General features: G+C 68.9%; 20 protein-coding genes. 9 read left to right on the top strand and 11 right to left on the bottom strand.

From position 1 onward, the window contains the following. Nucleotides 1–101 precede the first annotated feature (101 nt). The gene (locus tag ADE01S_RS27270) at nucleotides 102–1,088 is read left to right on the top strand and encodes a tripartite tricarboxylate transporter substrate binding protein (protein ID WP_062684906.1); all 987 of its coding nucleotides are present in this window, start codon (nucleotides 102–104) and stop codon (nucleotides 1,086–1,088) included. Nucleotides 1,089–1,099: 11 nt separating this feature from the next. Beyond that, nucleotides 1,100–2,173 (top strand): maleylacetate reductase, encoded by a 1,074-nt coding sequence (locus ADE01S_RS27265; protein WP_062684923.1) that lies wholly within the window; start codon nucleotides 1,100–1,102, stop codon nucleotides 2,171–2,173. Between the two features lie 21 nt (nucleotides 2,174–2,194). Here ADE01S_RS27265 and ADE01S_RS27260 read toward each other — a convergent pair whose 3' ends face one another. The 6 genes from ADE01S_RS27260 to ADE01S_RS27235 form a co-directional block, all read right to left on the bottom strand. Then, nucleotides 2,195–3,307, bottom strand: coding sequence for an NADH:flavin oxidoreductase/NADH oxidase (locus tag ADE01S_RS27260; RefSeq protein ID WP_062684905.1), 1,113 nt, complete (start codon nucleotides 3,305–3,307; stop codon nucleotides 2,195–2,197). A 110-nt stretch (nucleotides 3,308–3,417) separates the two neighbouring features. Continuing rightward, nucleotides 3,418–4,188: an amino acid ABC transporter ATP-binding protein gene (locus tag ADE01S_RS27255; protein WP_062684904.1), complete on the bottom strand. Its 771-nt coding sequence runs from the start codon at nucleotides 4,186–4,188 to the stop codon at nucleotides 3,418–3,420. Then, the gene (gene ehuD, locus ADE01S_RS27250; protein ID WP_062684903.1) at nucleotides 4,185–4,856 is read right to left on the bottom strand and encodes an ectoine/hydroxyectoine ABC transporter permease subunit EhuD; all 672 of its coding nucleotides are present in this window, start codon (nucleotides 4,854–4,856) and stop codon (nucleotides 4,185–4,187) included. Before ehuD ends, ADE01S_RS27255 begins: the two co-directional genes overlap by 4 nt. Further along, entirely contained in the window at nucleotides 4,853–5,506 is a 654-nt protein-coding gene (gene ehuC, locus ADE01S_RS27245) for an ectoine/hydroxyectoine ABC transporter permease subunit EhuC (RefSeq protein ID WP_062684902.1), read from the bottom strand. The genes ehuD and ehuC overlap by 4 nt, the downstream gene beginning before the upstream one ends. Before the next feature lie 10 nt (nucleotides 5,507–5,516). Continuing rightward, nucleotides 5,517–6,440 carry an ectoine/hydroxyectoine ABC transporter substrate-binding protein EhuB gene (ehuB, locus tag ADE01S_RS27240; protein ID WP_062684901.1) on the bottom strand — a complete coding sequence of 308 codons (924 nt, stop codon included), beginning with the start codon at nucleotides 6,438–6,440 and terminating at the stop codon, nucleotides 5,517–5,519. Between the two features lie 186 nt (nucleotides 6,441–6,626). Beyond that, nucleotides 6,627–7,781 (bottom strand): ABC transporter substrate-binding protein, encoded by a 1,155-nt coding sequence (locus ADE01S_RS27235; protein ID WP_062684900.1) that lies wholly within the window; start codon nucleotides 7,779–7,781, stop codon nucleotides 6,627–6,629. 251 nt (nucleotides 7,782–8,032) lie between these two features. Between ADE01S_RS27235 and ADE01S_RS27230 the strand changes: the two genes are divergently transcribed. Both ADE01S_RS27230 and ADE01S_RS27225 read left to right on the top strand, forming a co-directional pair. Further along, on the top strand, nucleotides 8,033–8,458 hold the full coding sequence (locus tag ADE01S_RS27230) for an OsmC family protein (RefSeq protein ID WP_062684899.1): 426 nt from the start codon (nucleotides 8,033–8,035) through the stop codon (nucleotides 8,456–8,458). Nucleotides 8,459–8,588: 130 nt separating this feature from the next. After that, a complete protein-coding gene (locus tag ADE01S_RS27225) occupies nucleotides 8,589–9,878 on the top strand; it encodes an Nramp family divalent metal transporter (RefSeq protein WP_062684898.1) in 1,290 nt (429 codons plus the stop codon). A 17-nt stretch (nucleotides 9,879–9,895) separates the two neighbouring features. Here ADE01S_RS27225 and ADE01S_RS27220 read toward each other — a convergent pair whose 3' ends face one another. Then, entirely contained in the window at nucleotides 9,896–10,093 is a 198-nt protein-coding gene (locus ADE01S_RS27220) for a YgaP family membrane protein (protein ID WP_062684897.1), read from the bottom strand. 40 nt (nucleotides 10,094–10,133) lie between these two features. After that, nucleotides 10,134–10,445, bottom strand: a complete 312-nt coding sequence (locus ADE01S_RS27215) for an ArsR/SmtB family transcription factor (RefSeq protein ID WP_062684896.1) — start codon at nucleotides 10,443–10,445, stop codon at nucleotides 10,134–10,136. 104 nt (nucleotides 10,446–10,549) lie between these two features. On the opposite strand from ADE01S_RS27215, the gene ADE01S_RS27210 reads away from it, so the two are divergent. Next, the gene (locus tag ADE01S_RS27210) at nucleotides 10,550–10,912 is read left to right on the top strand and encodes a carboxymuconolactone decarboxylase family protein (RefSeq protein ID WP_062684895.1); all 363 of its coding nucleotides are present in this window, start codon (nucleotides 10,550–10,552) and stop codon (nucleotides 10,910–10,912) included. 116 nt (nucleotides 10,913–11,028) lie between these two features. Here ADE01S_RS27210 and ADE01S_RS27205 read toward each other — a convergent pair whose 3' ends face one another. Together ADE01S_RS27205 and ADE01S_RS27200 are read right to left on the bottom strand one after the other, a co-directional pair. After that, nucleotides 11,029–11,250, bottom strand: a complete 222-nt coding sequence (locus ADE01S_RS27205) for a hypothetical protein (protein WP_062684894.1) — start codon at nucleotides 11,248–11,250, stop codon at nucleotides 11,029–11,031. A 174-nt stretch (nucleotides 11,251–11,424) separates the two neighbouring features. Beyond that, nucleotides 11,425–12,027 (bottom strand): TetR/AcrR family transcriptional regulator, encoded by a 603-nt coding sequence (locus tag ADE01S_RS27200; RefSeq protein ID WP_062684893.1) that lies wholly within the window; start codon nucleotides 12,025–12,027, stop codon nucleotides 11,425–11,427. 117 nt (nucleotides 12,028–12,144) lie between these two features. Between ADE01S_RS27200 and ADE01S_RS27195 the strand changes: the two genes are divergently transcribed. Continuing rightward, nucleotides 12,145–13,434, top strand: coding sequence for an MFS transporter (locus tag ADE01S_RS27195; protein WP_062684892.1), 1,290 nt, complete (start codon nucleotides 12,145–12,147; stop codon nucleotides 13,432–13,434). 23 nt (nucleotides 13,435–13,457) lie between these two features. Here the strand turns inward: ADE01S_RS27195 and ADE01S_RS27190 are convergent, their stop codons facing one another. Beyond that, nucleotides 13,458–14,159 (bottom strand): GntR family transcriptional regulator, encoded by a 702-nt coding sequence (locus ADE01S_RS27190; RefSeq protein ID WP_062684891.1) that lies wholly within the window; start codon nucleotides 14,157–14,159, stop codon nucleotides 13,458–13,460. 129 nt (nucleotides 14,160–14,288) lie between these two features. Here ADE01S_RS27190 and ADE01S_RS27185 point away from each other — a divergent pair, with 129 nt between their 5' ends. From ADE01S_RS27185 to ADE01S_RS27175, 3 genes are read left to right on the top strand one after another with little or no spacing between them, the layout of a single operon-like run. After that, nucleotides 14,289–15,284, top strand: a complete 996-nt coding sequence (locus ADE01S_RS27185; RefSeq protein ID WP_062684890.1) for a Bug family tripartite tricarboxylate transporter substrate binding protein — start codon at nucleotides 14,289–14,291, stop codon at nucleotides 15,282–15,284. Nucleotides 15,285–15,325: 41 nt separating this feature from the next. Continuing rightward, entirely contained in the window at nucleotides 15,326–16,126 is an 801-nt protein-coding gene (locus ADE01S_RS27180) for an enoyl-CoA hydratase/isomerase family protein (RefSeq protein WP_062684889.1), read from the top strand. Between the two features lie 20 nt (nucleotides 16,127–16,146). After that, nucleotides 16,147–17,385 carry a CaiB/BaiF CoA transferase family protein gene (locus ADE01S_RS27175; protein WP_062684888.1) on the top strand — a complete coding sequence of 413 codons (1,239 nt, stop codon included), beginning with the start codon at nucleotides 16,147–16,149 and terminating at the stop codon, nucleotides 17,383–17,385. Nucleotides 17,386–17,743: the final 358 nt, after the last annotated feature.

Raw genomic sequence — 17,743 nt, 5'->3', positions numbered from 1 at the left:
GGCACTTACGATAGCGTGCATGGCTGCACCTTGGCAATTTACACAAAGATCGCCCGGTTCCGGCAGCCGCCATAACGACGACAATACGCCCAGGAGACTTCATGCCCCGATACACCGACCTTCGCCGCAAGCCCCTCGCCCTGCTGGCGGGCGCCGCCCTGGCGGCTTCCGCCTGGGCCGCCGGCCCGGCCGCGGCGCAGTCCTATCCCAGCAAGCCCGTTACCGTGGTCGTGCCGTTCGCGGCGGGCGGCACGGTGGACAACGTGGCCCGCCAGGTGCAGCAATCGCTGCAGGAGAAGCTGGGGCAGCCGGTGGTCATCGACAACCGCGGCGGCGCCGGCGGCACCATCGGCACGGCGCTGGTGGCCAAGGCGCCGGCCGACGGCTACACGGTGGAGATGGTGTTCGATTCCTACGCCACCGAACAGCTCATCCACCCCAAGCTGTCCTACGTGACCGAGCGCGACCTCACCGGCGTCTCCTACATGGTGCGTTCGCCCATGGTGCTGGCGGTGACGGGCAGCGGCCCCTACCAGACGCTGGCCGACTACGTCTCGGCCGCGAAGAAAGGCGACGTCTCGTTCGCCTCGGTGGGCGCCGGCAGCTCCAACCACCTGGCAGCCGAGCTGTTCCACCAGCAGGCGGGCACCAGCGGCATCCATACGCCGTACCGCGGCGGCGGCCCGGCCCTGTCCGACCTGATGGGCGGCCACGTGGATTCCATCATCGCCAGCCTGCCGCTGGTGCTGCCCCACATCCAGAGCGGCAAGCTGCGCGCGCTGGCGGTCACCGCGCCCAAGCGCGTGGCGGCCCTGCCCGACGTGCCCGCCATCGCCGAAACCTACCCGGGCTTCGAGATCTACTCCTGGGTGGGCATGGTGGCGCCGGCCCAGACGCCCCCGGCGGTCCTGGACAAGCTGGAATCGGCCACGATCGCCACGCTGCGCGATCCGGCCGTGTCGGGCCGCATCACGGCGGCCGGCTTCGAAGTGGTGGCCGGCGGCCGCGCGGACATGAACACGCTGGTGCGCGCCGAATCCGAGCGCTGGGGCCAGCTCATCAAAACCCGAGGAATCGTTACGCAATGACCGCGAACGCCATGGCTTCCTTCATCTACACCAGCCGCGCGCAGCGCGTGGTCTTCGGACCGGGCAGCCTGGGCGGCCTGGCGGCCGAGCTCGACGCGCTGGGCCTGCGGCGCGCCCTGGTGCTCTGCACCCCGCCGCAGCGCGCCCAGGCGGAGCAGGTCGCCGCGCTGCTGGGCGCGGCGCGCGTGGCCGGCATTTTCGACCAGGCCGTGATGCACGTGCCCATCGAGACCGCGCGCCAGGCCCGGCAGGTCGCCAGCGAGCTCGGCGCCGACTGCGCCGTGGCCGTGGGCGGCGGATCCACCATCGGCCTGGGCAAGGCCATCGCCCTGGACTCGGGCCTGCCCGTCATCGCGGTGCCCACCACCTACGCGGGCTCCGAGATGACGCCGATCTACGGCATCACCGAGGCGGGCCTGAAGAAGACCGGCAAGGACGACCGGGTGCTGCCGCGCAGCGTGATCTACGACCCCGAACTGAGCCTGTCGCTGCCGGCGGCCATGAGCGTGACCAGCGGCATCAACGCCATCGCGCACGCGGCCGAGGGCCTGTACGCGGCCGACGGCAACCCCATCATGGACCTCATGGCGCAGGAAGGGATCCGGGCGCTGGCGCGCGCCCTGCCCGTCATCGCCGGCGGCGCCGAGGGCGACGCGCTGCGGCCGGCGCGCAGCGACGCGCTCTACGGCGCCTGGCTCTGCGGCACGGTGCTGGGCAGCGTCGGCATGGCCCTGCACCACAAGCTCTGCCACACGCTGGGCGGCAGCTTCAACCTGCCGCATGCCGAAACGCATACCGTCGTGCTGCCGCACGCCCTGGCCTACAACGCGCCGGCGGCGCCGCGGGCCATGGCGCGCATCGCCGAGGCGCTGGGCGCCGCCCATGCCGCGCAAGGTATGTTCGACCTGGCCCGGTCGCTGGGCGCGCCCACCGCGCTGCGCGACATCGGCCTGCGCGAAGCCGACCTGGACGTCGCCTGCGACATCGCCCTGAAGACCCCGTATCCGAACCCCCGTCCGCTGGAGCGCGCCGCCTTGCGGGCGCTGCTGCAGGACGCCTACGAAGGCACGCGGCCGCGGGATTAGGCGCCCGCCGCCGTTACCGGCTCAGCGCTGGCCGAAGCGGGTTTCGCCGAACAGCGCCTTCAGTTCGCGCGGCTGGGAACGCCAGTATTGGCGCGGCGCGGCGACCTGGCCGCCGAGCTGGGCCGCGGCGTGCCAGGGCCAGCGCGGGTCGTACAGCATGCCGCGGGCCAGCGCGATCAAGTCGGCTTCGCCGCGGGCCAGGATGTCCTCGGCCTGCTGCGCCTCCGTGATGAGGCCGACCGCGATGGTGGGCATGCCCACCTGGCGCTTGACCTCGTCGGCGAAGGGCACCTGGTAGTTCGGGCCGACCGGGATCTTCTGCTGCGACGAGACGCCGCCGCTGGACACGTCGATGAATTCACAGCCGCGGTCTTTCAGGGCCCGGGCGAATGCCAGCGTCTGCGGCAGGTCCCAGCCGCCTTCGACCCAGTCGGTGGCGGACACGCGCACGCCCAGCGTCACGGACGCGGGCGTGACCTCGCGCAGCGCCTGGAACACCTCCAGCGGAAAGCGCATGCGGTTCTCCAGCGAACCGCCGTAGGCGTCGTCGCGGCGGTTCGCCAGCGGCGACAGGAACTGGTGCAGCAGATAGCCATGCGCGGCATGCAGTTCGATCGCGTCGAAACCCAGGCGGATGGCGCGCCGGGCGCTGTCGGCGAAGGCGTCGCGCACGCGCTTGAGGCCGGCCGCGTCGAGCGCATGGGGCGCCGGTTCGGAGGCGTTGTGCGGCACCGCCGAGGGCGCCCAGCCCTGCCAGCCGCCCTCGGCGGGCGGCACCAGCTGGCCGCCGTTCCAGGGCGCGTGGCTGGACGCCTTGCGCCCGGCGTGGCCGAGCTGGATGCCCAGCTTGATGGGCGAGTAGCGGCGCACGGCCTGCGCCACCCGGCCCAGCGCCGCTTCGGTTTCGTCGGACCACAGGCCGAGGTCTCCCGGCGAAATGCGGCCGTCGGGCTCCACGGCGGTGGCTTCGGTGAACAGCAAGCCGGCGCCGGACAGCGCCAGGTGTCCCAGGTGGATCATGTGCCAGTCGGTGGCCCGCCCCTCTTCCGCCGAGTATTCGCACATGGGCGCGATGACGATGCGGTTGGCCAGTTCGAGATTGCCGATCGAGTAGGGACTGAAAAGATGGGACATGCTGGAAGCCTCCGGGCATAGGATGCGACAGCATAGCGCCCGGGCCAGGCCCGCGGCGCGAATCCCAGCGCCCGCGGCAGGGTTAAACCCGCCGGGGCCGGCCGCCGGGCCTATTGGCCCTCGATCACGCTGTCCAGGAACTGCCGGGTGCGCGCTTCGCGGGGCTGGCCGAACAGCACGGAGGACTCCGCGTCCTCGACGATATTGCCTTCGTCGAAGAACAGGGTGCGGTCCGAACTGCGCTCGGCGAACTTCATCTGGTGGGTGACGATGATCATCGTCATGCTGCGGCGGGCCGACAGGTCGCGCAGGATCTGCAGGATACCGCCCACCAGTTCCGGGTCCAGGGCCGAGGTCACTTCGTCGAACAGCATGATGCCCGGGCACATGGCCAGCGCCCGGGCGATGCCCACGCGCTGCTTCTGCCCGCCGGAGAGCTGCGCCGGGTAGACGTCCAGCTTGTCGCCCAGGCCCACCATCTCCAGGTATTCCACGGCCTGATCGCGCGCCTCGGCGCGCGACATGCCCCGCACGCGCAAGGGCGCTTCCATGGCATTGCCGAGCGCCGTCATGTGCGGGAACAGGTTGAAGTGCTGGAACACCATGCCGATCTTGCCGCGCACCTCGCGCAGGTGCGCGGAATTGGGGCCGACGGGCCGGCCCTGCGCGTCCGTCCACATCGGCACGCCATCGATCTCGATCTCGCCGCTGGTAGGGCGGTCCAGCGTCATCAGCACGCGCAGCAAGGTGGACTTGCCCGAGCCCGAGGGCCCGATCACGGCCACCGTCTGGCCCGCCGGTATCTCCAGGTCGATGCCGCGCAGCACCTCCAGGTCCCCGTACTGCTTGCGCAGGTTCTTGATGCTCACGCTGGCGCTCATCGCTTTCCTCCATATCGTTGCAGGCGGGCCTCCAGGCCGCGCACGCCCCATGCCGCCACCAGGCTCAGGGCCAGGAACAGCAGGCCCACCAGGGTCAGGGGTTCGGTGTACCGGAACGTCGCGGATCCGATCATCTTGCTTTGCTGCAGCAGCTCCACCACGGTGATGGCCGACAGCAGCGGGGTGTCCTTGAACATGGCCACCAGGTAGTTGCCCAGCGCCGGCACCACGGGCGGGATGGCCTGGGGCAGCACCACGTCGACGGCCGTGCGCCAGCGCGACAGGTTCAAGGCGGTGGCGGCCTCCCATTGGCCCTTGGGCACGGCCTCGATGCCGGCGCGGTAGACCTCGGCGCAATACGTTGCGTAGTGCAGGCCCAGCGCGATGATGCCGGTGGCCAGCGGCGACATGCGCAGCCCGGTCAGCGGCAGGACGTAGAACAGGAAATACATCTGCACCAGCAGCGGCGTGCTGCGCACGAACTCGATCACGAAGGCGACCGGCAGCGACACCACGCGCAGCCGCGAGCGCCGCAGCATCGCCAGCACCAGGCCCAGCGTGACGGCCACCAGCATGCCCAGCAGCGTGGCCTGGATCGTGACGATCAGCGCGGAGCCCAGCGTGGGCAGGATTTCCAGGGCGAAGGACCAATCGAATACCGGTGTCATCGGACCCTGACCCTCCGTTCAAGCAGGCGCACGCCGGCCGTGATCACCAGCGCCACCGCGAAATACAGCAGCAGCATCAAGGTGAAAATTTCGGTGGTGCGCAGGGTTTCGCTGCGCAGCAGCTGGCCCCGGAACGTCAGGTCGGTGATGGTCACCAGCGACACCAGCGCCGTGTTCTTCAGCAGTTCGATCAGCAGGTTGCCGGCGGGCGGCAGCATGGCCGGCACGGCCTGCGGCACGATGAGCCGGCGCATGATCTGCCCGCGCGTCATGTTCAGCGCGACGCCCGCCTCGCGCTGGCCGGGCGGCACCGCGCGGATGGCGCCGCGCACCACCTCGGCGCCGTAGGCGCCGGCATTGAGCGCCAGCACCACGATGCCCACCAGCATGGCCGGCAATTGCACGCCGAACAGCGGCAACACGAAATAGAACCAGAAAAGCTGCACCAGGGCCGAGGTGCCGCGGAACACCTCCACGTAGATCGAGGCGATCCAGCGCACGGGCCGCAAGGTCGACAGGCGGCAGATGCCCGCCGCCAGCGCCAGCGGAACGGCCAGCACCACCGCGCCCGCCATGACCTGCAGCGTCACGCCCAGGCCTTCGAGCAGGGGCGGCGCCAGCTCGGCGAAATGCTCGGGTATCAACTGCATGGGCGCCCCCTTACTGGCCCGCGCACAGCTGGGCGGCGGTGACTCCCTTGGGCAGTTCCTGCGGCGTGAAGCCGAAAGGCGCGACCAGCTTCTGGTGTTCCTCCGTGCCGATGAACTTGGCGAGTTCGGCGTTGAATGCGTCGGCGAATGCCTTGTCGTCCGAGCGGAAGGCGTAGGCGCCATAGCCGCGCACGTCCTTGCCGTCGATGACCGGATCCTTGAAGGGCTCGGCCTTCTGCAGGCCGCTGCCGTCGTTGGTCTTGCCCATCAGGTCGTTGACCGTGAGCGCGGTGGCCGCGTAGGCGTCGGCGCGGCCGGCCTGCACGCCGGACAGCGCGCTGACCGCATCCGGGAACACCACCACCTGGCCGGCGGGCACCTTGGACTTGGAGGCGTACTCGGCCTCGATCGCGCCCACCACCACGCCCAGCCTGGCATCGGGGTTCTTCACCACGTCTTCGTAGCTGTGCAGGTTCTTGGGGTTGCCCTGCTTCACCAGGAAAGACTGGCCCACGCCATAGGTGGGATCGGAGAACGCCACTTGCTGGCAGCGTTCCGGCGTGACGTACATGCCGGCCGCGATGATGTCGAAACGCCTGGCCTGCAGGCCGGGGATGAGCGAGCCGAATTCGGTCAGCACGCCCTCCACCTCGTTGATGCCCATGCGCTTGAGCACGACCCGGGCGATTTCCACGGACTCGCCCGTGACCTTGGCTTCCTTGCTGTCCATGTAGGCGAACGGCGCCTCGTTGGCGTAGCCGATGCGTATCTTGCCGGCCGCCTTGGCCGCTTCCAGGGTGGAGCCGCCCGCGGGCGCGTTCGCCGCGGCCGGGGCGGGCTTGTCGGATCCCGAGTCGGAACACGCGGCCAGCATCCCCAGGCTCAACGCCAGCAGGAAGCGTCGGGATCGGATCGAGGTCAAGAGTGGGTTCATCGGCTATTTCTCCCTAATTTATTTCTAGGCACATGGGTTCACTAAAAATGATACGACAATAAATTATTTCGACACTAATGATATGGACGAAAAAAAGCAGGCCGCGGCCTGCTTTTCACGCTGACGCCCCTATGGGGCGTTAGGACTCGTTACGAAGGGTTGGCGTCGATGACGCCGCCCGCCCCGCTATTGCGCATAGGAGAAACGGCCGTTCTTGACCACGCCCATGACCCTGGCGCGCTCGTCGAAGCCCTGGTGGTTGTCCTTGGAGATGTTCAGGACGCCATTGGGCACGATGAGGTCGCGGGTGTTCTCCAGGGCATCGCGCAGCGCGGCGCGGAATTCCGGCGTGCCGGGCTTCGCGCCCGTCTTGAGCGCCCGGGCCACGGCCGAATCCAGCAGCATCCAGGCGCCGTAGGCGTCCCCGGCGAACTGCGTCATCGTGTTCGCGCCGTACTGGGCTTCGTATTTGTCGGCGAACGCCTCGGCGACCTTCTTGACCGGGTTGCCGTCCGGCAGCTCGCGGGCGACCACGCCGGGGCCGGTCGGGAACAGGGTGCCTTCGACGTCCCGGCCCCCCACCTGCAGGAATTCGAGCGTGCCGATGCCGTGGGTCTGGTAGATGGCGCCGGTGTAGCCGCGCTCTAGCAGCGTCTTCTGCGGCAAGGCCGAGGGCGTGCCCGCGCCGGCGATGAGCACGGCGTCCGGCTTGGCGGCGATGACCTTCAGCACCTGCCCCACCACCGAGGCGTCGGTGCGCTGGAAACGTTCCTGCGCCACGACTTTCAGGTCGGAACCGGCGGCGGCGCTGAACTCCTTCCACCAGCTGTCGCCATAGGAGTCGGCGAAGCCGATGAAGGCCACGTTCTTCAGGCCCTTCTTCTTCATGTCCTCGACCAGGACGGTCGCCATCAGCGAATCGTTCTGCGGCATCTTGAACGCCCAGGCGCGCTTCGGATCCGACAGCGGCTCCACGATGACGCTGGAGGCCGCCAGCGCGATCATCGGCGTGCCGGTCTCGGCCAGCACGTCCAGGCCGGCCAGCGCGGCCGCGGTGGTGTTGGGGCCGACGATGGCGTCGACCTTGTCCTCGGAGGTCAGCTTGCGCATGTTCTTCACGGCGCGGCTGACGTCGGTGCCGTCGTCCAGCACCACGTAGCGCGCCGGCTCCCCGCCCAGCGTGGCGGGCCAGAGGCGGATCGCATTGTTGGTCTGGATGCCGATGGCCGCGGCCGGGCCGGTGGTGGACACGTCCACGCCGATCACGACTTCGGCCTGGGCGGAAAGAACGGGAACGGCCAACGCGATCGCGCAGGCGCAGCGGAGAAGATCGAGAGACATGACTGCGATTCTCAGAAGGTTTGAAGAGGATGCCGCTATTTTGCCTGATGCGCGGCGCGGGCAGCGGGCGTGGGCCGCGCACCCCGCCGTTACATAGGCTTGCCGTTGCCTGCCGGCGGTTTCCGCGCCAGGCCCCCCTGCCCGCCGTATCATCGACGATGCCACCCGAGGCAACGCGCGCCGCCCCGCCGGCGGCCCGCTCCCACCACCGGCCGCGCTCGCGCGGGCGCGGCCCCATACAGGAGTCACGCATGAAGAAAACCGCAACCGCCGCCTGGTCGGGCGACCTGAAGACCGGCAAGGGCACGATCTCCACGCAAAGCGGCGCGCTCAAGAGCCAGCCGTATGGCTTCAATACCCGCTTCGGCGACACGCCGGGCACCAACCCCGAAGAACTGCTCGGCGCGGCGCACGCCGGCTGCTTCACCATGGCGCTGTCCAACATCCTGGCCGAGGCGGGCATGGTCGCCCAAAGCCTGGACACCAAGGCCGAAGTCACGCTGGACAAGGTGGACGATGGCTTTTCCATCACGGCCGTCCACCTGACCGTCGAGGCCGTCATCCCGGGCGCCACCGCCCAGGCCTTCGAGGACGCCGCCCGCAAGGCGGAAAAAGGCTGCCCCGTGTCCAAGGTGCTCAACGCCAAGATCTCGATGGACGCCAAGCTCAAGTCCTGACCTGGCGCCCGGCCCGTGGCCCGTCCCGCCGGGGCGGCGCCATTGGGCCGCCCTATTCCCCTCTTGCCCAAAATCAATTTGACGGCGGGCCGTCGCTTCTGGACAATGAGAATCATTCTCAGGAGCGACCATGACACGTTTCATCTACGCGATATCGGGCGGCAACGCTGCCCTGGCGCAAGACGTCCAGGTGTCCGCCAGCCTGCGCCGCATGGTCGGATCCGGCATCCTGGTGGCAGTGGGGTATATCGACCCGGGCAACTGGGCTACCGACATCGCGGGCGGCAGCGGCTTCGGCTACGGCCTGCTGATGGTGGTTTTCGTGTCCGCCTTCCTGGCGCTGGGCTTCCAGGTGCTGGTGTCGCGCCTGGCGCTCGCCACGGGCGAAGACCTGGCCACGCTGACCGCCCGCCATCTTTCCCCGGGCCTGGCCAAGGCCGCCTGGCTGGCCGGCGAAGCCGCCATCCTCGCCACCGCGCTGGCCGAACTCGTGGGCGGCGCCATCGCCCTGCGGCTGCTTTTCGGCCTGCCGCTGATCGCCGGCGTGGCCGTCACCGGCGTGGGCACCTTCGCCGTGCTGGCGCTTGCGCGCGGCAATGCCGACCGGCATGAGCGCGTGATCGCCCTCCTGCTGTCGATCGTCGCAATGTCCTTCGTGTTCCTGCTGTTCAAGGCCAATCCGGCGTGGACCGAGGTGGCGGGCGGCGTGGCCCGCACCGGGCAGGCGCTGCGCGACCCGCAAGGCTTCCTGATCGCGCTGGGCATCCTGGGCGCGACCCTGATGCCGCACAACCTGTACCTGCATTCCGGCTCGCTCGCGCAGCGCGCGCAGCAGTTGCCGCCGTCCGCCCGCGACCTGGCCATGCGGGTGGCGCGCAACGACACCATCGTGTCGCTGGGCGTGGCCATGCTGATCAACGCGGCCATCATGATCGTGGCCGCCGCGTCGCTGTCGGGCTCCGGCATGATCGTGTCCAGCCTGGACGACGCGCACGCCGTGATCGGCCGCACGCTGGGCGTCGGCGCGGCGGTCGTGTTCGCCGTGGCGCTGTACGCCGCGGGGCAAAGCTCCACGCTGACCGGCGTGATGGCCGGCCGCATCCTCTCCAACGGCTTCCAGGTGCGCCGCGGCTGGTCCGACCGCCGGCGCGCATTGGCCACGCGCCTGGTCGCCGGCGGCGCGGCGGCGGGCCTGCTGGTCTTCACGGGCGGCGAAGACCCGGACGGCCTGCTGGTGCTGAGCCAGGTGATCCTGAGCCTGGCCCTGCCCTTCGCGCTGGGCCCGCTGGTCGCGCTGGCCCGCCGCAAGGACCTGATGGGACGCTACGCCCTGCGCGGCGCCTGGGCCTGGGCCGCGATGACGGCCACGGCATGCATCATCGCGCTGGACGGCTACCTGCTGGTCGACATGGTTGCGTAGGCCGCGCGCCAGCGGGGCTAGCGGCTCTTCTTCAGCGGGCAGGTGCTCAGGCCCAGCAGCGGATAGAGCGGGCAGAAGCCCGCCAGGCCCGTGAGCAGCGGCACGATGCCCAGCCACCCCCACCAGCCGATGGTGCCGGCCGCGGCCAGGGCGATCAGCACGATTCCAACCACGACGCGCAATACACGGTCGATGCCGCCAACATTCGATTTCATGCGTACTCCTGCGGAAAGTGTAGGGAAAACAAGCAAGGATTCATGGGCAGAAAATGTCCTTCAGCGTGGCGATGAGCTTGGCCACGTTCGGGTCTTCGATGCGGTAGTACAGCGTCTGCGCCTCACGCCGGTAGGCGACCAGCCCTTCCTCGCGCATCCGCGCCAGGTGCTGCGACAGCGCGGACGGGCTGAGGGGCACCATCTCGTTGAGCGCCCCCACGCTCATCTCGCCCTGCGCGATCAACAGGCACAGCACCAGCAAGCGGTTGGGATTGCCCACGGCCTGCAGTAACGCGGCGGCCTGCACTGCACTGTCCCGCAGGACGTCGATGTCGGATTTGCGCTGGGTCATGTTCCCGTGAGATAGGCAGGCTGGTTAGTTCAGGCTTTTCTTAATTTAGCATAGACTAAATTAAAAGTCCCCCGCTACCCTCACCCGCAACCCGGAGCCATTCCATGACCGCAACGAATTACCGCCAGCTCACCCAGGCCATTTCGGCCAATCTCGCGCCCCTGCACCAGACCCAGCCGGGCGTGATGAAGGGCTTTGGCGAAATGGGCAAGGCCGCCATGGCCGGCGGCGCCCTGGATCCCAAGACGAAGGAACTGATCGCCCTGGCCGTGGGCGTGGCCGCGCGCTGCGACGGCTGCATCGGGTTTCATGCCAAGGCGCTCGCGCGCCTGGGCGCCAGCGTCGAGGAAGTGCACGAGGCGCTGGGCGTGGCCATCTACATGGGCGGCGGCCCGGTGGCGATGTACGCGGCCAACGCCGTGGCCGCTTTCGACGAGTTCACCGCGCCCGCGCCGCAGCCCGCCTGAGCGCCGCGCCTGGAACATGCCCGGCGCCAGGATGCCGATGCGGCTGCCGGGATAGGCACCCCAAGGCGAAAAAAAACCCCAGGACGCAATCCTGGGGTTTTTTGGGGCGGGGCCTATCAGTGATAGGCGGAGACCACCGGGTGCTGCCGCCGGCCCGCATCCATATCGTGCAGGACCTCTCCCACCGCTCCGCCCAGCGCCGCCAGGCGCACCTTCAGACGCCGCCAGCCGCCGCGGCCGCGCGGGCCGGACAGGGCCTGAGCCTCGATGGCGTCGCGGATCAGCGACCGCTCCAGCTCATCCGACATACGGGCGTTCTTCAATGCGGTATCGCTCATGATTCTCTCCTTGAGAAAAGCGCGATGTGGAACAACACGAGTTCATCTTAGACCTGTGCTTGTTGCGCCGCAATAAAAATTTCCAAGCATTTTTTTGTTCGTTGCACAATGGGTACAAACGCCAAATAACGGTGCATCCGGCACCACATTGCGCACCGTCGCCGTGCAGCCGGCTCAGCGGGGCAGATGGGCCTGGATCAGCTTATCGGCCATTTCGGCCACGCGGCCGGCCGGCCCGCCCTCCCCGAACAGCTGGCTGGACACGAACGCGCCTTCGAGCAACAGCAACAGGCCGTCGCCCAGGGCTTGCGGGTCGTCCGCGCCCATTTCCGCCGCCATCGCGGCCAGCCGGCGGCGCAATTCGGCCTTGTGGGCCACCGCCACAGCCCTGGCCGGATTGTCCTGCTCGGGGTATTCGACCGCCGCGTTGGTCAGGCCGCAACCCCGGTAGCCGCTTTGCACGGCGCGCCCGGCCAGGCCGGACAGGTAGGCCAGGATCTGCGCCCGCGGGTCGCCGGGATGCGCGTCGCGGGCGGCGTCGAAGCGGTTCCAGAATTCGGCTTCGTAGTCGCGCAGATAGGCCGCCGCCAGCTCGTCCTTGGACGAAAAGCTGCGGTACAGGCTGGGCTTGGTCACCCCCGCTTCATTGACGATGGCGTCCACCCCCACGGCGCGGATGCCGTCCCGGTAGAACATTTCCCGCGCCGTCTTGCGGATGCGATCAGCCGCCAGCGGCGGTTTGGCGGCGGGCCGGGGGTCGGCGGTCTTGCTGGACATACGTAGGCTCCTTTTCCGATGGCGGATCCGTCCGGAACGGGGCGCCAAAAAAGCGCTTGACTATGTTACTGACCGGTACGTACTATTCGCAAACCTCCATACGTACCGGTCAGTAACATGAGTATAGCCCACCCTCCCATGCCGTTCCGACGCGCCGGCCAAAAATACGCGTTCGTGGTCGTGGCAGTGATCTTCCTGTCGCTGCTCGTCTCGGCCGGGCTGCGGTCCTCGCCCAGCGTGCTGCTGGTGCCGCTGGAGGAAACCTTCGGCTGGAGCCGCAGCACCATCTCGTTCTCGGCCGCCGTGGGCATTTTCCTGTACGGCCTGGTCGGGCCGTTCGCGGCCGCGGCGATGGAGCGCTTCGGCCTGCGGCGCGTGCTGATCGGCGCGCTGACCCTGATGGCCGCCTCCAGCGCGGCCAGCGCGTTCATGACGCAGCCCTGGCACCTGCTGCTGAGCTGGGGCGTGTTCTCGGGCATCAGTTCGGGCGCCGTGGCCATCGTGCTGGGGGCCACCGTCGTCAATCGCTGGTTCGCGCGCCATCGCGGCGTGATGATGGGCCTGCTGACCGCCAGCTCCGCGACCGGCACGCTGGTGTTCCTGCCGGTGCTGGCGGCCCTGGCCTCGTCCGGCGACTGGACCCGGGTGGTGTGGGCGGTGGCCGCCGGGGCCGCCGCGCTGGTGCCGCTGGCCTGGTGGCTGGTGCCGGACCGGCCGGCCGACGTCGGGCTGACGCCGTTCGGCAGCGATCCCCATGCCGCGCCCCAGGCCGCCGCGCCGCGCACCGGCATGCTGGCGGCCACCTTCGGGGCGCTGGCGCGCGCCTCCCGGACGCGCACGTTCTGGTTCCTGTTCGCCACCTTCTTCGTCTGCGGCTTCACCACCAACGGCCTGGTGGGCACGCATCTGATCGCGCTCTGCGGCGACCACGGCATGCCCGAAGTGCAGGCCGCCGGGCTGCTGGCGCTGATGGGGATCTTCGACCTGGTCGGCACCACCGCGTCGGGCTGGCTCACCGACCGCTACGATCCGCGCAAGCTGCTGTTCGTGTACTACGCGCTGCGCGGGCTGTCGCTGATCTACCTGCCCTACTCCGATTTCTCGTTCTACAGCCTGTCCATCTTCGCCATCTTCTTCGGCCTGGACTGGATCGCGACGGTGCCTCCCACGCTGCGCCTGACCACCGAGGCCTTCGGCGAGCGCGATGCCTCCATCGTGTTCGGCTGGATCGTGGCCGGCCACCAGCTGGGCGCGGCAAGCGCGGCCTGGATGGCGGGCGCCGTGCGCGAAGCGCAGGGCAGCTACCTGATGGCTTTCGTGATCTCGGGCATGACGGGCCTGGCCGCCGCCTTCATCGCGCTGATGATAGGCAGGAAGCGCGCGCAGCCGCAGCCGGCCTCGGCCTGACCGGCGCGGGCCGGCCGGAGCGCTCAGCCCCTGGGCGCTGCGCCATGCCGCACCCGCAGGTTGTACGGCTTCTTGCTGCGCACGTGCTTGCGGATCAGCGCCTCGGCGCGCTCGCCGTCGCGCTCCATCAGGGCCTGCACGAAGGCCTCGTGGTCGGCCACCGCCGCCGTCCACTCGTCCCCGTCGAAATTGGATTTGTAGCGCAGCGCCTGCACCTGCAGGTTCAGCCGGTCGTAGGCATGGGTTAGCGCCGGATTGTGCGCGGCGCGGTTGATCGCGATGTGCGTGCCCATGCTGGCGGCGAAATACGCGCGGATATCGCGCTTTTCGTAGTTCTCCCGCATCTGCGCATGCAGCTGCGCGATGCGCGCCAATTCCGCGTCCGTCGCGCGCTCGGCGGCGCTGCGCACCGCCAGTCCTTCCAGCACCGACAGCACGTCGAAGATGTTCTCCACGTCGTCGGCCGACAACTCGATCACCATCGCCCCGCGCTTGGGCTGCAAGGCCACCAGGCCGTCCGAGGCCAGCATGCGGTAGGCCTCGCGCAAGGGCGTGCGCGAAATCTTCAGCTGGTCGCACAGGTCGCGCTCGTTCAGCCAGGTGCCCGGCTTGAACGTGCCGTCGATGATGAGCTGCCGCAATTTTTCGGCGACCACGGCCGGCAGCGTCGGGTGATTGATGGCCAAATCGGGGACGGACTGGTCCAGGACTTCAGGGTTAGCCATGAGTTGTTCGCACTCGCTAATTCGACTATTTTTGTATCTGGTATACCAAACACCAAAGGCATACCAACCTGACCCCATCATAGAGCAAGCAACACGCGGGCAGGCATTCCCCCACCAAAGGAGACTTTCATGAACAAGCACGCTCGCGCCTGGGCCGGCGCCCTGGCGCTGACCGCCGGCCTCGCCGCCGCCAGCCCCGCCCTGGCGCAGGACGCCTCGAAATGGCCGGAACGGCCGGTACGCCTGATCGTCGGCTTCGTGCCCGGCGGCGGCACCGACGTGTCGGCCCGCATTCTTTCGGCCCGGCTGTCGGCCCTGCTGGGCCAGCAGGTGGTGGTCGAGAACAAGCCCGGCGCCTCCGGCCTGATCGCGGCCGACTACGTGGCCAAGGCCGATTCCGACGGCTACACGCTATTGCTGGCGAACATGCAGTCCACCGTGGCCGCGCCCTACGTGGTGCAGTCCAACGTCGACCCGATCAAGGACTTCACGGCGGTGCGCTACATCGGCTCGGTGCCCAACGTGCTGGTGGTGAATCCGACCAAGCATGCCTACACCACCGTGCAGAACCTGGTGGACGACGCCCGCGCCAGGCCCAAGCAGCTGCTGTACGCGTCCTCCGGCATGGGCAGCCCGCAGCACCTGAGCGCGGCCCGCTTCTCGCAGATCGCGGGCGTGAGCATGGAACACGTGCCTTACAAGGGCAGCGGCCAGGCCATGACGGACTTGCTGGGCGGCAGCGTGGACATGAACTTCGACACCCTGCCCGGCGCCATCAACCAGATCCAGGCCGGCAAGCTGCGCCCGCTGGCGGTGACCAGCCCGGAACGCAGCAAGCGCCTGCCCAACGTGCCCACGCTGGCCGAGTCCGGCATCAAGGGCCTGGACATCGTGCAGTGGTACGCGGTGCTGGCGCCGGCGAAGCTGCCCAAGCCCATCCTGGACAAGCTCGACCAGGCGCTCGGCCAGACCCTGGCGGACCCCGAGATCCAGGCCAAGCTGGCCGACCAGGGCATGGACCTGGGCGGCGGGCCGAAGAACCCCGCGGCCTTCGCCACCTACGTGCAGGACGAATGGAGCAAGTACGGCAAGCTCACCGCCAGCCTGGGCCTCACCAAACAGTAAACCCCCGCGGGGGTCCGCCCCCGCCCACGCAAAGGAACGCCATGAGCGCACTCCCCACTTCCGATTCCCCCCTCATCCTGAGCCAGCGCGACGGCGACATCGTGACCGTGGTGCTGAACCGTCCGGAGAAGCTCAACGCTTTCACCATCGACAGCTGGCGGCTGCTGGGCGACACCTTCCTGGAGCTGGACGCCGACGACAGCGTGCGCTGCGTGCTGCTGCGCGGGGCCGGCGAAAAGGCCTTTTCGCCGGGCAACGACATCGGCGAGTTCGAGACCGCGCGCAGCAACAAGCAGCAGGCGGTGGAGTACGGCGCCGTCATGCGCCGGACGATCGAGGCCATCGGCGGATGCCAGCACCCCGTGGTGGCGCAGATACACGGCATCTGCGTGGGCGGCGGCCTGGAGATCGCCAGTCTGGCCGACATCCGCATCTGCGGCGAGAGCTCGCGGTTCGGCGTGCCGATCAAGAACCTGGGCCTGGTGATGTCGTATTCGGAGCTGGCGCCGCTGGTGCGCCTGGTCGGCCCGTCGGTGGCGCTGCAGGTGCTGCTCGAAGGCAACATTTTCGACGCCGAGCAGGCCCTGCGCCTGGGCGTGGTCACCCGCGTGGAGCCCGACGACCAGGTCGCCGCGCAAGCCCGGGCCACTGCCCGCCTCATCGCCGACGGCGCGCCGCTGGTGGCGCGCTGGCACAAGAAGTTCATCCGCAACCTGGCGAGCGGCAAGCCCCTGACGGACGCCGACCGCGACGAGGCCTTCGATTGTTTCGACACTGAGGATTTCCGCGCGGGCTACCGCGCCTTCCTGGCCAAGGCCAAGCCGCAATTCACCGGCCGCTGAACGCGGCGCTAGGAGTCCACATGCAGAACGATACCCACCGCCCCGCGGGCGCCCTGGCGGGCATGCGCGTGATCGAGCTTTCGCAGATCATGGCCGGCCCGACCTGCGGCATGATGCTGGCGGACATGGGCGCCGACGTCATCAAGGTCGAGAAACTCGACGGCGGCGACGATTCGCGCCAGTACCGCGACCCCCAGATCAACGGGATCTCGGCGCCTTATCTCATGCTCAACCGCAACAAGCGCGCCATCGCCCTGGACCTGAAGCACCCCGAGGGCAAGAAGGTGCTGCTGCGCATGATCCGCGACGCGGACGTGGTGACCGAGAACTTCCGCAAGGGCACGATGGAGAAGCTGGGCCTGGGCTACGAGACGCTGCGGCGCGAGAACCCGGGCCTGATCTACTGCGCGGTGTCGGGCTACGGCACCACCGGCCCCTACGCCGACAAGGGCGGCTTCGATCTGGTGGCCCAGGGCTTCTCCGGCCTGATGGCGATCACCGGCGAGCCGGGCGGGCCGCCCCTGCGCACGGGCAATTCGGTCGCGGACATCAACGCCGGCCTGCTGGCGGCGTTCGGCGTGCTCGCGGCCTACCAGCACAAGCAACGCACGGGCGAAGGCCAGATCGTGGAGACCTCGCTGCTCGAAGCCAGCCTGCAACAGCTGTACTGGCATGCCGCCATCTATTTCGGCAGCGGCGTCTCGCCCGGCCCGACGGGCTCGGCGCACGTGCTCAGCGCGCCGTACCAGGCGTTTCCCACCGCCACCGACTGGATCATCATCGGCGGCGCGAACGAGAAGAACTGGCAGCGCATCGCGCAGGCGCTGGGCCGGCCGGAGTGGGCGGACGACCCGCGCTACGCCCGCAACCGCGACCGCATGAACAACCGCGACGAACTGGTGGCGGAGATGTCCGCGATCCTGGAGACGCGCAGCGCGCAGGAATGGCTGGACGTTTTCGACGAGGCCGGCGTGCCCGCCGGGCCGGTGCATTCGATCGCGCAGGCGCTGTCGCATCCGCAGACGCTGGCCCGCGGCATGGTGGTGGAACAGGATCACCCGGTGGCCGGCAAGGTGCGCACCGTGGGCATGCCCGTGAAACTGTCGGCCACTCCCGCGCAATATCACCGCGCCGCGCCCAGGCTGGGCGAGGACACCATCGCCATCCTGGGAGAGTTCGGCTACGGAGAGCAGGAAATCGATGCGCTGATCGAGGCTGGCGTGGTCGCGGCCGTGGATCGGGAGCGCGCGCCGGCGTAGGAACGTGTGAGGCCGGGTTTCTTGAGCCGCCGGCGTCCGGACTGCGGGATTCCGATGCTCGCCCCACTGGGTCTGCGCTTCGGATCCCTCCGCCCGGCCCCCGGCTCACGACATCCGCCCACGGCAGAGCTTCAAAACCATCGCATAACGCGGCTGTCAGCCGAGGACCCCGGAGCCATCCGAAGCACAGCCCCAGTGGGGCGAGCATCGGAATGGCGCAGGGCAGCCTCGGCGGGTTCAGAACCTCAACAGCCAGGTGTCTGACATCCATCTCAGCGCGAAGATGGTCGTTCTTGAGCCGCCGGCGTCCGGACTGCGGGATTCCGATGCTCGCCCCACTGGGGCTGCGCTTCGGATC

Origin of the sequence: Achromobacter denitrificans NBRC 15125, from assembly GCF_001571365.1 — a bacterium.
In the GTDB taxonomy this organism is placed as follows: domain Bacteria; phylum Pseudomonadota; class Gammaproteobacteria; order Burkholderiales; family Burkholderiaceae_B; genus Achromobacter; species Achromobacter denitrificans.
This window is presented reverse-complemented; position numbering and strand designations above follow the sequence as displayed.